Here is a 13,188-nt window from a genome sequence, read left to right as displayed (position 1 = left end):
AAACCAAATAAACCCCCCCAAACCCCACCCCTGGGGCCCCCCCCGGGGCCGCACCCTACCCCGGGTCCCCCCCCCGGGGCGGGGGGGGGGGGGCCCCCCCCCCCCCCGGGGGGGCCCCCCGCTCCGCCGCTGACCCTCCCCGCTTCCAGAAGGGCACGACAGACACGATGGCACCGACGACGAAGGCAGCCGGCGACGGCAGCGGCCTGGTGGAGATGTCCTGGGACCCGATCACCCGGATCGTGGGCAGTCTCGGCATCCACACGAAGATCGACTTCAAGCAGAAGAAGGTCGCGGAGTGCTACAGCACCTCCTCGGTCTTCCGCGGCTACAGCGTCTTCATGCGGGGCAAGGACCCGCGCGACGCGCACTTCATCACCAGCCGCATCTGCGGCATCTGCGGCGACAACCACGCCACCTGTTCCGTCTACGCGCAGAACATGGCGTACGGGGTGAAGCCCCCGCACCTCGGCGAGTGGATCATCAATCTCGGCGAGGCCGCCGAGTACATGTTCGACCACAACATCTTCCAGGAGAACCTGGTCGGGGTCGACTACTGCGAGAAGATGGTCCGTGAGACCAACCCCGGCGTCCTGGAGCTGGCCGAGCGCACCGCGGCCCCGCACGCCGGCGACCACGGGTACCGGACGATCGCCGACATCATGCGCTCGCTCAATCCGATCGAGGGCGAGTTCTACCGCGAGGCGCTCCAGGTCAGCCGGTACACCCGGGAGATGTTCTGCCTGATGGAGGGCCGCCATGTGCACCCCTCCACGCTCTACCCGGGCGGCGTCGGCACGGTGGCGTCGGTCCAGCTGTTCACCGACTACCTGACGCGGCTGATGCGGTACGTGGAGTTCATGAAGAAGGTCGTGCCGTTGCACGACGACCTCTTCGACTTCTTCTACGAGGCCCTGCCCGGCTACGAGGAGGTCGGCCGGCGGCGCGTCCTGCTGGGCTGCTGGGGGAGCCTCAACGACCCGGACCACTGCGACTTCACCTACCGGAACATGACCGACTGGGGTCGGAAGATGTTCGTCACCCCCGGCGTGGTCGTCGACGGCAAGCTGGTCACCAACGACCTCACCGAGATCAACCTCGGCATCCGCATCCTGCTCGGCAGCTCGTACTACGAGGACTGGGAGGGCAAGGAGCTGTTCGTCACCCACGACCCGCTCGGCAACCCGGTCGACCCCAGGCACCCGTGGAACCAGCACACCGTGCCCGCGCCGCAGAAGCGCGACTTCGACGACAAGTACAGCTGGGTGATGTCCCCGCGCTGGTTCGACGGCAAGGACTACCTCGCCCTCGACACCGGCGGCGGCCCGATCGCCCGCCTCTGGTCCACCGCGCTGTCCGGCCTGGTCGACATCGGCTACATCAAGGCCACCGGCCACAGCGTGCAGATCAACCTGCCGCGCTCGATGACCAAGCCGGAGACCACCTTCGAGTGGAAGATCCCGCGGTGGAGCAACGCCATCGAGCGCAACCGCGCCCGGACGTACTTCCAGGCCTACGCGGCCGCGGCGGCCCTGCACTTCGCGGAGAAGGCCCTCGCCGAGGTCCGGGCCGGGCGCAGCCAGACCTGGGAGCGGTTCGAGGTGCCGGACGAGTCGATCGGCTGCGGCTTCACCGAGGCCGTGCGCGGCGTCCTGTCGCACCACATGGTGATCCGGGACGGCAAGATCGCCAACTACCACCCGTACCCGCCGACGCCGTGGAACGCCAGCGTGCGCGACAGCTTCGGTACCCCCGGCCCCTACGAGGACGCGGTGCAGAACACGCCGATCTTCGAGGAGAACTCGCCGGAGAACTTCAAGGGCATCGACATCATGCGGGCCGTGCGCAGCTTCGACCCCTGTCTGCCCTGCGGCGTCCACATGTACGTGGGAGACGGCCGCACCGTGCAGAAGATGCACGTGCCCACCGGCCTGAGCGGGCTCACCGCATGACGGCGGAGGAGACCGGGCTGCGGATCCAGGAGGCACTGGACCGGCTGACCGGCGGCGAGCAGGTGGCCGGTGAGCAACTGGTCCGCGAGCTGATGGCCTTCTACGGCGACGGGCTGACCCGGCTCGTCCGGGCGCTGCCGCCGCACACGCTGGGGCCGTTGCTGGACGACCCGGCGGTGGCCGGGCTGCTGGTCCTGCACGACCTCCACCCCGAGGACGTCACCGCGCGGATCTCCCGCGCGCTCGACTCGCTGCCCGAGCCGGTCGAGGTGCTCGGCTTCGACCCCGGGACGGGAAGTCTGCGGCTGCGCCGGACCAAGACCGGCTGCGGCAGCGCCGAGCAGGACATCGAGGCCGCGCTGGCCTGCCACGCCCCCGAGGTGACGGCGGTGGAGCTGGACCGCGCCCCGCAGCTGCTGCAGATCGGCACCCGCCCGCCGGCCTCGGCGGAGGCACGGTGAGCGCCCGTCAGCTCGCCCGCCCCGGCGCCGCGCTGCTGCGCCGCATGCGCGAGCCCGCGCCCCCGCAGCCGGAGCGCTGCACGTTCTGCGGCCAGCAGGTCCCGCGGGAGCACCGGCACCTGGTGGACACCGAGGAGCAGGCCCTCACCTGCGTCTGCACGGCCTGCGGGCTGCTGTTCCAGCAGCCCGGCGCGGCCGGCGGCCGCTATCGCGGCGTGCCCGACCGCTACCTCGCCGAGCCGGACCACCGCTTCGGCGAGGAGCAGTGGGCGGCGCTCGGGATCCCGGTCGAGACGGCCTTCCTGTTCCGCAACTCCCGGCAGGACCGGCTGGTGCTGCTGTACCCGGGCCCGGGCGGCGCGACCGAGAGCGAGCCCGACGAGACGCACTGGCAGGCCGCGCTCGGCGACAGCCGGCTCGCCGCCGAACTGGAGCCCGACGTCGAGGCGCTGCTGCTGCGGCACCCGGCGGCGAGCCCGGTGCAGTGCTTCCTGGTCCCGATCGACGTCTGCTACGAGCTGGTGGGCCGGTTGCGGCGGTGCTGGAAGGGGTTCGACGGCGGCGCCGAGGCCCGGGCCGAACTCGACGCGTTCTTCGCGCGGGTGGCCGGGCGGGCCCGTACCCCCCGACCGGAGGTCGCCTCGTGACCGACCTGTCCTTCGCCTGCACCGGAGTACGGGCCGATCCCCACGCGGCCGGGCCGACCCTGGTCCTGCGGCTGCGGATCACCGCGCCCGAAGGCACCCGGGTGCACGCCCTCGCGCTCCGCTGCCAGCTGCGGATCGAGCCCGCGCGGCGCTCCTACGAGGAGGCCGAGGGCGAGCGGCTGACCGACCTGTTCGGCGAGCGCTCCCGCTGGGGCAGCACGCTGCACCCGGTGCAGTTCGCCCTGGTCCCGCTGATGGTCCCCGGCTTCACCGGTGAGACCGAGGTGGACCTGGTCGTGCCGTGCACCTACGACATGGACGTGGCCTCCGCCCGCTACCTCGCGGCGCTGGACGGCGGCGACGTGCCCCTGCTGCTGCTGTTCTCCGGCACCGCGTTCACCGGCCCCGGCGGCTTCCAGGTGACCCCGGTGCCCTGGGACAAGGAGGCGACGCTGCGGATGCCCGTCCGGGTGTGGCGGGAGATGATCGAGCAGCACTTCCCCGGCTGCGGATGGCTGCGGCTGCCCGCCGATCTGATGGCGGAGCTGCTCGCCCACCGCTCGCGGCGGGCCCTGCCGTCCTGGGAGGCGACCGTGCGCGAGCTGCTCGACGCGGTCCGGGCCGGGGAGGTCGCCCGGTGAACGCCTTCACGACCGAGACCGAGAGCCGGTTCGCCCAGGCCCGGCAGATCGCCGACGCCGTCCTGTTCGAGGGGTACGTCCTCTACCCCTACCGCGCGTCGGCGGCCAAGAACCGGCTGCGCTGGCAGTTCGGCGTGCTCGTCCCGCCCGGCTACGGCGAGGACAGCGGCGAGCACTGCCACCAGCGCACCGAGTGCCTGATGGAGCCCCGCCCCGGCGACCGGCTCGCGGTGGAGCTGCGGTTCCTCCGGCCGCAGCGGCGGACCGTCCAGCGCGCCACCCCGGCCGGCGGCTTCGAACCGGTGGAGGAGCTGGAGCTCGCCGACCGGGTGCTCGTCCCATGGGACGAGGGAGTCGAGGAGCGGGTCGAACTCGTCGTCCCGGTGGATGAGTTGGCCGGGGACGGGATCGTCCGGGAGTTCCGGCTGCCGGCCTGCGAGGAGCGCGAACTGCTCCGCGAGGACGGGGTGACGGTCGGCCGGCTGCTGCGCCGGCGCGAGCAGGCCGACGGCGTCCTGCGGCTGACCGCCCGGGACGTCCCGGGGCCGTACGCGGTGCGCAGGCTGACGGTCGTGGTGGAGAACACCGCCGACTGGTCGCCGGCCCCGGGCGACCGGCGGGACGCGGCACTGCCGCGCGCGCTGGTCTCGGCGCACCTGCTGCTCGGCCTCGACCGGGGCACCTTCCTGTCGGTGACGGACCCGCCCGAGTGGGCGAAGGCCGCCGTGGCCGAGTGCCGCAACGAGCACACCTGGCCGGTGCTGGCCGGTCCGCCCGGCCGGAACCAGGTACTGCTGTCCTCGCCGATCATCCTGGAGGACCACCCGCTCGTCGCCCCCGAGAGCCTCGGCACGCTGTACGACGCCACCGAGATCGACGAGATCCTCGCCCTGCGGACGGCGGCCCTGACCGAGCGCGAGAAGCGCGAGGCCCGGGGCACGGACGAGCGGGCCGGCGCCGTGATCGACCTCGCCGACTCGATGCCGCGGGAGGTCCTGGAACGCCTGCACGGCGCCGTCCGGGGTCTGCGTGAGATCACCGGGGACACCTCCGACCAGCCCTGGTGGGACCCGGGCAACGACCCGGAGGTGGACCCGGAGCGCGACCGCGTGGTGGTCGACGGCCGCGAGGTGGGCGCCGGCAGCCGCGTCCTGCTCCGGCCCGGCCGGCGGCGCACCGACGCGCAGGACCTCTTCCTTCACGGTCGGACCGCCGTGGTGGAGGCCGTGCTGCACGACGTCGACGGTTCGGTGCACCTGGCGGTGACCGTGGAGGACGACCCGGGAGCGGACCTGTGGCGGGCCCAGGGCCGGTTCCGCTACTTCCAGCCCGACGAGGTCACCCCGCTGGAGGAGTCATGAGCACGGGCCGGGTCCTGGTCGCCGGGGTGGGCAACATCTTCCTCGGCGACGACGGGTTCGGCGTGGAGACCGTCCGGCGGCTGGCCGCCCACCCGCTGCCGGCGGACGTCGAGCTGGTCGACATCGGGGTACGCGGCGTGCACCTGGCCTACCAGCTGCTGGACGGCTACCGGACGCTCGTGCTCGTCGACGCCACCGCGCGCGGCGGGGAACCGGGCACGGTGTACCTGATCGAGGCGGACGCCGGGCCGGTGGAGTCACCGGTGCTGGACGGGCACCGGATGGGCCCGGACGCCGTACTCGCGCTGCTCGCCACGCTGGCCGCCGGAACGGGCGGATCCCCGCCCGGACGGGTGCTGGTGGTGGGCTGCGAGCCGGCGTCACTGGAGGAGGGCATCGGGCTGAGTGCCCCGGTGGCCGCCGCCGTCGAGGAGGCGGTCGGAGTGGTCCTGCGGATCGTCGGATCGGACGCGCAGGCGCAGAGAGAGGCGTCACCATGCTGAAGAACCTGCTGGGGGTGGCCGTCGTGGCCGCCGTCGTGACCCTGGTCTGGCAGAGCCTGCCCGACCTCAAGCGCTACCTGCGGATCCTGCGGATGTGAGGACCGGGTTGCGGCGAACGGTGTACTCCGGGCGCGGTGGCGGCGCGGCTGCGAGCCGTGGTCGCCACCGCGCCCTGTAATGAAGCCTGTTGCCTCCGGCCAGGGGAGTGGGATCGATGCACGAGATGTCGATCGCGACGGCTGTCGTCGAGCAGGTGGACGCGGCAGCCCGTGAACACGGCGCGGTCGCGGTGGAGAAGGTGCGCCTCCAGGTCGGCGAACTCGCCGGGGTGGTGCCCTCCGCACTCGACTTCTGCTTCGAACTGGCCTGCGCCGGGACGCTGGTGGAGGGCGCGGTGCTGGAGACCGAGGCGGTGCCGGCGCGGGCGCGGTGCACCCCGTGCGGTGTCGAGTGGGCCGTCGGCATGCCGCCCGACCTGGGGTGTCCGCGCTGCGCCGGCGCCCGGGTCGAGCTGCTCGCGGGCCGGGAGTTGCAGATCCTCGGCGTCCAGTGGGCCGAGCGCCCCGCGGGCGCCCTGGCCGACCAGGAAGGCTGAACCCGATGTGTCGCACGGTGGAACTCCGGCAGGCGGTCCTCGCCCGCAACGACGACGGCGCCCGCGAGCTGCGCGCCGAACTCGCCGCGCGCGGAACCGTGGTGGTGAACCTGCTGTCCAGCCCCGGCAGCGGGAAGACGGCGCTGCTGGAGGCCGAGCTGGGGCTCGCCCGGACCCGCGGGGTGCCGGTGGCGGCGCTCACCGCGGACCTCGCGACCGAGAACGACGCGGTCCGGCTGGCCCGTTCGGGAGCGCCGGTGAAGCAGGTGCTCACCGACGGGCTGTGCCATCTGGAGACGGCGATGCTCCGGGACCACCTGGCGGGCTGGCTGCCGGCGGACACCCGGCTGCTCTTCGTCGAGAACGTGGGCAATCTGGTCTGCCCCGCCTCGTACGACCTCGGTGAGTCGCTGCGGGTGGTGCTCGCCTCCGTCACCGAGGGCGAGGACAAGCCGCTCAAGTACCCGACGGCCTTCGGGCTGGCCAATCTGGTGCTGGTGACGAAGACCGACCTCGCGGTGGCGGCGGAGTTCGACGAGGCCGCGTTCCTGGCGAACGTGGCCCGGGTCAACCCGGGGGTGGAGGTGCTGTTCACCTCCGTCCGGACCGGGCAGGGGGCGGGGGTGCTGCTGGACCGGGCGCTCGCGGTGCTGGACGGGACGCCGGCCCACCGGCCGGTGATGGCGGGCACGCCGGGGACGGGGCACTCGCATACGCACGCGCACGGGGACGACGGGCACCCGCACGCGCACACGCACGGGGACGAGGACGGGCACCCGCACGGGTCCGGCGCCGCGCACCCGCACGCCGCGGTGGCGGAACGGTCGTGACGGGCGGTCGGCCGGCGGACGGGTCACAGCGGCGCCGGGTCGCCGTCCGCGGACTCGTCCAGGGGGTCGGGTTCCGGCCGTTCGTCTTCACCCTCGCCACCGAACTCGGCCTGGCCGGCACCGTCACCAACACCGGGGACGGCGTGCTGGCCGAGGTCGAGGGGCGGCCGGAGGCGGTGGACGCGTTCTGCCGCCGGATCGCGACCGACGCGCCGCCGCTGGCCAGGGTGGCCTCGGTGGACCACCAGGCGCTGGCCCTCACCGGCGTACCCGGCTTCGCCATCACGCCGTCCCGGGCCGACGGCCCGCGCCGGACGCTGATCCCGCCCGACACCGCCACCTGCGCGGACTGCCTCGCCGAACTCGACGACCCGGCCGACCGGCGCCACCGGCACCCGTTCATCAGCTGCACCAACTGCGGCCCCCGCCACACCATCGTGACCGGTCTGCCGTACGACCGGGCGAACACCACCATGGCCGGCTTCCCGATGTGCCCGGACTGCGAGCGGGAGTACACCGACCCGGCCGACCGGCGGTTCCACGCCCAGCCGGTCTGCTGCCACGCGTGCGGACCCAGGCTCGCCCTGGTCGTGCCGGGGCTGGCGACGCTCGACGGCGAGACGGCGCTCACCGAGGCCCGGCGGCTGCTCGCCGGCGGAGCGATCCTCGCGGTCAAGGGGATCGGCGGCTACCACCTCGTGTGCGACGCGCTGAACGAGGAGAGCGTGGCCCGGCTGCGCCGGCGCAAACGCCGCGGCGCCAAGCCCTTCGCGGTGATGGCGCGGAACCTCGGCGAGCTCGCCGGACTGGTCCACCCGGGCGGGGTCGAGGAGGAGTTGCTCACCGGGCCCGTCCGGCCGATCGTGCTGCTGCGCCGCCGGGCACCGCTGCCGCCCGCGCTGGAGGCGGTGGCGCCCCGCAGCCCCGACCTCGGGGTGATGCTGCCCTACTCCCCGCTGCACCACCTGCTGATCGCCCCGCCCGGCCCCGGACTGCTGGTGATGACCAGCGCCAATCTCTCCGGCGAGCCGGTCGTGACGGAGGACCGGGACGCGCTGGCCCGGCTCGCGCCACTGGTCGACGCCTGGCTGACGCACGACCGGCCCATCCACGTCCCGTGCGAGGACTCGGTGGTGCGGGTGGTGGACGGTGAGCAACTGCCGATCCGCCGCTCCCGGGGCCACGCGCCGCTGCCGTTGCCGCTCCCGGTGCCGGTCCGGCCCGTGCTGGCCGTCGGTGGTGACCTCAAGAACACCTTCGCGCTGGCCGAGGACGGCTACGCCTGGCTCTCCGGCCACATCGGGGACATGGACGACCTCGCCACCCTCGAAGCCTTCGACCGCGCGGTCGGGCACCTGGGCGCCGTCACCGGGGTCCGGCCCGACCTGCTGGCCGTGGACCGGCACCCCGGCTACCGGTCCGCCCGGCACGCCCGGGGCACCGCCGGCCGGCGGGAGGTGCGGGCGGTGCAGCACCATCACGCGCACGTCGCCTCGGTGATGGCCGAACACGGCCTCGACGGCGGACGGCCCGTCCTCGGCGTCGCGTTCGACGGCACCGGGTTCGGTGACGACGGCGCGGTGTGGGGCGGAGAGCTGCTGCTGGCCGACTACGACGGCTACCGCCGCCTCGCCCACCTCGCGTACGTCCCGTTGCCGGGCGGGGACGCGGCGGTGGCGCGCCCGTACCGGATGGCGCTCGCGCACCTGCGCGCGGCAGGGCTGCCGTGGGCGTCCGAACTGCCGCCCGTACTGGCCTGCCCCCAGGACGAACGGCGGGTGCTGGAGCGGCAGTTGGATCGATCACTGAACTGCTTGCCGACCTCCAGCATGGGGCGGCTGTTCGACGCGGTGTCGGCTCTCGCCGGGGTCTGCCAGCGGGCCGAGTACGAGGCGCAGGCGGCGATCGAGCTGGAGGGCGCGGCGCTGGCGCACGGCCCCGCCGAGGGGTACGCGTTCGACCTGCGGTCGGTGGCCGGGACGGTGGTCGCCGACCCGGCGCCGGTGCTGGCCGCCGTGCTGGCCGACCTGGCCGCCGGTGCCCCGGCCGGCCGGATCGCGGCGCGCTTCCACGAGGCGGTGGCGGGGCTGGTCCGCCGGGTCTGCGGAGCGGCCAGGGCGGAGCACGGCACCGCGACGGTCGCGCTGACCGGCGGGGTCTTCGCCAACGCGGTGCTGTCCTCGGCCTGCGCGGAAGGCCTGCGGGCCGACGGTTTCACCGTGCTGCGGCACCGCAGGGTGCCGCCCAACGACGGAGGACTGGCGCTCGGGCAGCTGATGGTGGCCGCCCGGGCCGCCGGCCCGGCCGCCACCTGAGAGGAGAGAACCCGGATGTGTCTGGCGGTGCCCGGAAGAGTGGTGGAGATCGCGGAACGCGACGGTGCCAGGATGGCGGTCGTGGACTTCGGCGGAGTCGTCAAGGACGTGTGCCTGGAGTACCTGCCGGACCTGAAGGTGGGTGAGTACGCCATCGTGCACGTCGGGTTCGCGCTGCAGCGCCTGGACGAGGAATCGGCCCGCCGGACGCTGGAGCTGTTCGCCGAGATCGGCCTGCTCCAGGAGGAGTTCGGCGATCCGTGGGAAGCGGCCGCGGCGGCCGGGCGGGAGGAGCGGCGGTGAAGTACCTGGAGGATTTCCAGAACCCGGAGTTGGCGGCCGTCCTGCTCGCGGACATCAGGGCGACGGTCACCCGGCCGTGGGCGCTGATGGAGGTGTGCGGTGGGCAGACGCACACCATCATTCGCCAGGGGATCGACCAACTCCTGCCGAAGGAAGTCGAGTTGATCCATGGGCCGGGCTGTCCGGTCTGTGTGACCCCGCTGGAGATGATCGACCGCGCGCTGGCGATCGCCGCCCGGCCCGAGGTGATCTTCTGCTCGTTCGGCGACATGCTGCGGGTGCCGGGCACCGACCGCGACCTCTTCCGGGTCCGTGGCGAGGGCGGTGACGTCCGGGTGGTGTACTCGCCGCTCGACGCGCTGAGGATCGCGCGGGAGAACCCGCACCGCGAGGTCGTCTTCTTCGGGATCGGCTTCGAGACCACCGCCCCGCCGAACGCGATGGCCGTCCACCAGGCCCGGAAGCAGGGCCTGCGCAACTTCAGCATGCTCGTCTCGCACGTACGGGTGCCCCCGGCGATCGAGGCGATCATGACCTCGCCGGACTGCCGGGTCCAGGGCTTCCTGGCCGCCGGGCACGTGTGCAGCGTGATGGGCACCGGCGAGTACCCGGCCCTGGCCGAACGCCATCGGGTGCCGATCGTGGTCACCGGCTTCGAACCGCTGGACATCCTGGAGGGAATCCGGCGCACCGTACGGCAGTTGGAGCGCGGCGAGCACACCGTGGAGAACGCGTACGCGCGGGCCGTCCGCGCGGAGGGCAACCCGGCGGCCCGGGCCATGCTGGAGGACGTCTTCGAGGTGACCGACCGCGCGTGGCGCGGCATCGGGGTGATCCCGCGGAGCGGTTGGCGGCTCTCCCCGCGCTACCGCGACCACGACGCCGAGCACCGGTTCGACGTCACCGGGATCACCACCCGCGAGCCGGCGCAGTGCCGCAGCGGGGAGGTCCTCCAGGGCCTGCTCAAGCCCGACCAGTGCGAGGCCTTCGGCACCACCTGCACCCCGCGCACCCCGCTCGGCGCCACCATGGTGTCCAGCGAGGGGGCCTGCGCCGCGTACTACCTCTACCGCCGGCTGAGCACGCCGGCCGTTCCCCGGGAGGCGAGCCCCGTTGGCTGAGGCCGAGATCCTGACCGTGCCGTCCGGCGCGTCCGCCGCGGCGCCCGACCTCTCCGGGTGGAGCTGCCCGCTGCCGCTGCGCGACCACCCCCGGGTGGTGATGGGGCACGGTGGCGGCGGGGCCATGTCGGCCGAGCTGGTGGAGAACATCTTCGCCCCGGCGTTCGGCGGCCGACTGCTCGCCGGGCTCGGCGACTCCGCCGTCCTCGAACTCGGCGGGGCCAGGCTCGCCTTCTCCACCGACTCCTACGTCGTGCGGCCGCTCTTCTTCCCCGGCGGCAGCATCGGGGACCTCGCCGTCAACGGGACGGTCAACGACCTCGCCATGAGCGGGGCCCGGGCGGCCTACCTGTCCTGCGGGTTCATCCTGGAGGAGGGCGTGGAGATGGCGGTGGTGGACCGGGTCGCCCGGGCGCTCGGGGAGGCCGCGCGGGTGGCCGGCGTGGAGGTCGCCACCGGTGACACCAAGGTCGTCGAGGCCGGCCACGGGGACGGCGTGTACCTCAACACCGCCGGTATCGGCCTCGTTCCGGCGGGGGTGGACATCCGGCCGCAGCGGGCCGCCCCGGGCGACGTGGTGATCGTCAGCGGCGAGATCGGGCTGCACGGCGTCGCGATCATGAGCGTGCGCGAGGGCCTGGAGTTCGGCGTGGAGATCGAGAGCGACTGCGCCGCGCTCGGCGGACTGGTCGACGCCATGCTCGCGGTCACCCCGGACCTGCACGTGCTGCGCGACCCCACCCGGGGCGGCCTGGCCGCGGCGCTCAACGAGGTCGCGGCGGCGGCCCGGGTGGGTGTGGTGATGAGCGAGCGGGCCGTTCCGGTGCCGCCGCAGGTCGCCAACGCCTGTGCGGTGCTCGGTCTCGACCCGATGTACGTCGCCAACGAGGGCAAGCTGGTGGCCTTCGTGCCGCGCGAGCGGGCGGAGGCGGTGCTCGCCGCCATGCGGGCGCACCCGCTGGGGGCTGGGGCCGCGGTGATCGGCGAGTGCGTGGCCGAGCACCCCGGCATGGTCGTGGCCCGCACGGCGCTCGGGGGCACGCGGGTGGTCGACCTGCCGATGGGTGAGCAGCTGCCCCGGATCTGCTAGGTCCGGGGGTGTCGGGCCCGGCCGGGTGTGCGCCCGGCCGGGCCCGGACCGGTCCGGGCCCGGCCGACGCGGCTGCGTGGCTTGCGCGGTGGCGCGGTTGTGCGGCCGCGCGCCGGTGCCGCCCCGGCCCGGGCTCGTCAGCGCGGGCCAGGGCGGTCCGGAGGTCCGTTCCGTCAGCAGGTCACCGGGATGTCGGTGGTGACGGGGTTGGCGAGCCATCCGGCGGACGCGACCGAGAACGAGGCGTGCACGGTCGAGCCGCAGGGCACCGTGCCGTGCACGCCCTCGACCCGCACCGGCCGGCTCTGGAAGGTCAGCGTCTGCTGCGTCGTCCCGAGCGTCAGTCCGCCGGCGACGCTGCCGGTCAGGAGGACGTCGAGCTGCTGGGGCCGGGGGAGCGGGCTGCCGGGGCTCGGCGGGCCGGCCAGGCCGACGTGGCCGGTGAACTCGATGCCGTCTCCGCTCACCGTGGCGCAGACCTTGGTGGCCAGACCGGCCTGCAGGCCGTAGTTGTCGCAGATCACCGTGGGGGCGTCGGCGGCGCCGGAGGCGGTGGCCGCACCGGCGGGAGCCGCGACGACCAGAGCCGTTCCCAGGGCGACCGCTGCGGCGGCCGTCGTCAGGATCTTGCGAGTCATGGGGAGCCTTCTCCTGTGTGAAGGGGCCTCCTGGACCGCCCAGGAGGTCGTTGCAATGTGATATTTCACTATGCCCCTTGAGCTGAGGCATCGTCAAATTGAACGCCAGAAGACGAGTTGACATGGGAATGTGGTCTTCCGGTGGCGTCTACGGTTAAGGAGTGCAGGCGGGGCGGAAGTGGCGGGAGGGTGCCCGAAGCGGCGGGTGAACCGTTCGCGGCGGGTCGGCCGTAGACACGGGTGAGGTGGGTGGCGCCCAGCCAGACGCCGTCTCCGCCCAGTCGGGCGTCTCCGGCGACCCGAAGCAGAGCACCGTCCGCAAGACCGCCCTCGGCGCGCGCTTCTGGTGCGACTCGATCGAGCGGTCGCTCTGCGTGGACATCAAGGCGGTCGACTCCTACGCCGCCAAGGCCCTGCGGGCCGACCTCGTGATCGTCGTCGCCGACACGGCCAAGTACGGTGGCGCCGGCTACGGCAGCACCCGGTCGCCGACCTCGGCCCGGCCGGTTCCAAGCCCGCGCCCACGAGTTGAAGGCCGTCGCCACCGACCTCACGCCGGCGGTCGTCGACCCGGCCCTGACCCCGGCCCTGACCCCGGCGCTGACCCGCGGCCTGGTCTCGAGCGTCACCCGCTGACCTCCGCGCGTCGGTCCTCCTGTCCGCCGGGGACGGGAGGACCTCACGTGTGCGAGGTGGCCGCACCGGCCCGGGGTCCGTGCGGACCCCGGGCC

General features: G+C 73.7%; 15 protein-coding genes. 14 read left to right on the top strand and 1 reads right to left on the bottom strand.

Going from position 1 to position 13,188, the window contains the following annotated elements:
• Positions 1-167: 167 nt before the first annotated feature.
• The 13 genes from ACFXHB_RS42620 to hypE all read left to right on the top strand — a co-directional run bounded on the left by ACFXHB_RS42620 (position 168) and on the right by hypE (position 11,819).
• On the top strand, positions 168-1,952 hold the full coding sequence (locus ACFXHB_RS42620; RefSeq protein ID WP_380582245.1) for a nickel-dependent hydrogenase large subunit: 1,785 nt from the start codon (positions 168-170) through the stop codon (positions 1,950-1,952).
• Complete coding sequence (locus tag ACFXHB_RS42615; RefSeq protein ID WP_380582244.1) at positions 1,949-2,413, top strand: thioredoxin; 465 nt, start codon at positions 1,949-1,951, stop codon at positions 2,411-2,413. The genes ACFXHB_RS42620 and ACFXHB_RS42615 overlap by 4 nt, the downstream gene beginning before the upstream one ends.
• Before the next feature lie 44 nt (positions 2,414-2,457).
• Complete coding sequence (locus ACFXHB_RS42610) at positions 2,458-3,060, top strand: DUF5947 family protein (RefSeq protein ID WP_380582249.1); 603 nt, start codon at positions 2,458-2,460, stop codon at positions 3,058-3,060.
• Positions 3,057-3,701 carry a DUF6084 family protein gene (locus ACFXHB_RS42605; protein WP_380582242.1) on the top strand — a complete coding sequence of 215 codons (645 nt, stop codon included), beginning with the start codon at positions 3,057-3,059 and terminating at the stop codon, positions 3,699-3,701. Before ACFXHB_RS42610 ends, ACFXHB_RS42605 begins: the two co-directional genes overlap by 4 nt.
• Entirely contained in the window at positions 3,698-5,062 is a 1,365-nt protein-coding gene (locus tag ACFXHB_RS42600) for a hypothetical protein (protein WP_380582240.1), read from the top strand. Before ACFXHB_RS42605 ends, ACFXHB_RS42600 begins: the two co-directional genes overlap by 4 nt.
• Positions 5,059-5,565, top strand: a complete 507-nt coding sequence (locus ACFXHB_RS42595) for a hydrogenase maturation protease (RefSeq protein WP_380582238.1) — start codon at positions 5,059-5,061, stop codon at positions 5,563-5,565. Before ACFXHB_RS42600 ends, ACFXHB_RS42595 begins: the two co-directional genes overlap by 4 nt.
• A complete protein-coding gene (locus ACFXHB_RS42590; RefSeq protein WP_380582236.1) occupies positions 5,559-5,663 on the top strand; it encodes a DUF6893 family small protein in 105 nt (34 codons plus the stop codon). Before ACFXHB_RS42595 ends, ACFXHB_RS42590 begins: the two co-directional genes overlap by 7 nt.
• A gap of 116 nt (positions 5,664-5,779) precedes the next feature.
• Positions 5,780-6,160: a hydrogenase maturation nickel metallochaperone HypA gene (hypA, locus tag ACFXHB_RS42585; protein ID WP_380582234.1), complete on the top strand. Its 381-nt coding sequence runs from the start codon at positions 5,780-5,782 to the stop codon at positions 6,158-6,160.
• 5 nt (positions 6,161-6,165) lie between these two features.
• Entirely contained in the window at positions 6,166-6,990 is an 825-nt protein-coding gene (gene hypB, locus ACFXHB_RS42580) for a hydrogenase nickel incorporation protein HypB (RefSeq protein WP_380582232.1), read from the top strand.
• The gene (hypF, locus tag ACFXHB_RS42575) at positions 6,987-9,305 is read left to right on the top strand and encodes a carbamoyltransferase HypF (protein WP_380582230.1); all 2,319 of its coding nucleotides are present in this window, start codon (positions 6,987-6,989) and stop codon (positions 9,303-9,305) included. The genes hypB and hypF overlap by 4 nt, the downstream gene beginning before the upstream one ends.
• 15 nt (positions 9,306-9,320) lie before the next feature.
• Positions 9,321-9,608, top strand: a complete 288-nt coding sequence (locus ACFXHB_RS42570; RefSeq protein ID WP_380582228.1) for a HypC/HybG/HupF family hydrogenase formation chaperone — start codon at positions 9,321-9,323, stop codon at positions 9,606-9,608.
• Positions 9,605-10,729, top strand: coding sequence for a hydrogenase formation protein HypD (hypD, locus tag ACFXHB_RS42565; protein ID WP_380582226.1), 1,125 nt, complete (start codon positions 9,605-9,607; stop codon positions 10,727-10,729). Before ACFXHB_RS42570 ends, hypD begins: the two co-directional genes overlap by 4 nt.
• A gap of 10 nt (positions 10,730-10,739) precedes the next feature.
• Complete coding sequence (hypE, locus tag ACFXHB_RS42560) at positions 10,740-11,819, top strand: hydrogenase expression/formation protein HypE (RefSeq protein WP_380582247.1); 1,080 nt, start codon at positions 10,740-10,742, stop codon at positions 11,817-11,819.
• 173 nt (positions 11,820-11,992) lie between these two features.
• Here the strand turns inward: hypE and ACFXHB_RS42555 are convergent, their stop codons facing one another.
• On the bottom strand, positions 11,993-12,457 hold the full coding sequence (locus ACFXHB_RS42555) for a hypothetical protein (protein ID WP_380582224.1): 465 nt from the start codon (positions 12,455-12,457) through the stop codon (positions 11,993-11,995).
• Between the two features lie 245 nt (positions 12,458-12,702).
• Between ACFXHB_RS42555 and ACFXHB_RS42550 the strand changes: the two genes are divergently transcribed.
• Positions 12,703-13,188 (top strand): M64 family metallopeptidase (locus ACFXHB_RS42550; protein WP_380582222.1); only part of this gene is annotated, 486 nt, incomplete at its 3' end.

It is taken from the genome of Kitasatospora sp. NPDC059327, from assembly GCF_042752535.1.
Lineage (GTDB): Bacteria > Actinomycetota > Actinomycetes > Streptomycetales > Streptomycetaceae > Kitasatospora.
This window is presented reverse-complemented; position numbering and strand designations above follow the sequence as displayed.

Bases quoted from the DNA above. Each gene is read 5' to 3' on its own strand.
- ACFXHB_RS42590 (WP_380582236.1), top strand. From the start codon at position 5,559: ATGCTGAAGAACCTGCTGGGGGTGGCCGTCGTGGCCGCCGTCGTGACC.
- hypB (WP_380582232.1), top strand. From the start codon at position 6,166: ATGTGTCGCACGGTGGAACTCCGGCAGGCGGTCCTCGCCCGCAACGAC.
- ACFXHB_RS42570 (WP_380582228.1), top strand. From the start codon at position 9,321: ATGTGTCTGGCGGTGCCCGGAAGAGTGGTGGAGATCGCGGAACGCGAC.
- ACFXHB_RS42610 (WP_380582249.1), top strand. From the start codon at position 2,458: ATGCGCGAGCCCGCGCCCCCGCAGCCGGAGCGCTGCACGTTCTGCGGC.
- ACFXHB_RS42555 (WP_380582224.1), bottom strand. From the start codon at position 12,457: ATGACTCGCAAGATCCTGACGACGGCCGCCGCAGCGGTCGCCCTGGGA.
- ACFXHB_RS42620 (WP_380582245.1), top strand. From the start codon at position 168: ATGGCACCGACGACGAAGGCAGCCGGCGACGGCAGCGGCCTGGTGGAG.
- ACFXHB_RS42615 (WP_380582244.1), top strand. From the start codon at position 1,949: ATGACGGCGGAGGAGACCGGGCTGCGGATCCAGGAGGCACTGGACCGG.
- hypA (WP_380582234.1), top strand. From the start codon at position 5,780: ATGCACGAGATGTCGATCGCGACGGCTGTCGTCGAGCAGGTGGACGCG.
- ACFXHB_RS42595 (WP_380582238.1), top strand. From the start codon at position 5,059: ATGAGCACGGGCCGGGTCCTGGTCGCCGGGGTGGGCAACATCTTCCTC.